The sequence below is a fragment of the Gordonibacter pamelaeae 7-10-1-b genome (assembly GCF_000210055.1).
GTDB lineage: Bacteria > Actinomycetota > Coriobacteriia > Coriobacteriales > Eggerthellaceae > Gordonibacter > Gordonibacter pamelaeae.
The window spans coordinates 2,912,959-2,913,591 of the sequence record NC_021021.1 but is presented as its reverse complement, the minus strand read 5'-3'; the positions used below and the strand labels follow the sequence as shown (position 1 = coordinate 2,913,591).

The 633-nt window shown below is 72.2% G+C and carries 1 protein-coding gene; it reads left to right on the top strand.

The window, feature by feature from the left end:
• Nucleotides 1-633: winged helix-turn-helix domain-containing protein (locus tag GPA_RS13460; protein WP_041240574.1), on the top strand; the 633-nt coding region annotated here is incomplete at both ends.

Sequence of the window (633 nt, the reverse complement as noted above, 5' to 3'; positions counted from 1 at the left end):
CTCCTCCCTCGTGCTGCACGAGCTGCTGGACAAGGCGGGCAACCCGCTGTTCTCCGAGTGCTACGCCGGCCTGGAGCGCGCGAGCGCCGTGCCCGCCCTGCCCGGCTTCGCCGACCCCTACGTCCGGGCGACCGAGGAGTCGGACAACCTGCTCGGCTGGATGTTCGCCTCGCTTTCCGGGGACGATCCCGCGGAGGTCCAGCGGCGCTTCGGCCTGCTGTACCGCGGCACGGCCGAGTACGTGGAGCGTTACCTCGACGAGCTTGACGCGGCGTACCCCGGCACGGAGGGGGGAGGCCGCGGGTTCTCCTGGAACGCGCGCACCGGCCGCTCCTACGTGCATGCGCAGATGGCGCGCGACCTGGTGGAGCGCATCGCGGTGGGAGAGTTCCCCGACGGCTCGCTCCTGCCCTCCATCGCGAGCCTGGCGCAGTCCTACGGCGCCTCCGCCTCCACCGTCCAGAAGGCGCTCGGCGTGCTGAACGCCATGGGCGTGGCCTCCACCTCGAACGGGCGCGGCACGCAGGTGCGCACCTCGGATGCGCGCTTCGACCCCCGCGCGCTCGCCGACGGCTCGTTCCGGCGCGACCTGCAGGTGTTCGCGGACGCGCTGCAGATGTTCTGCATCGTGCT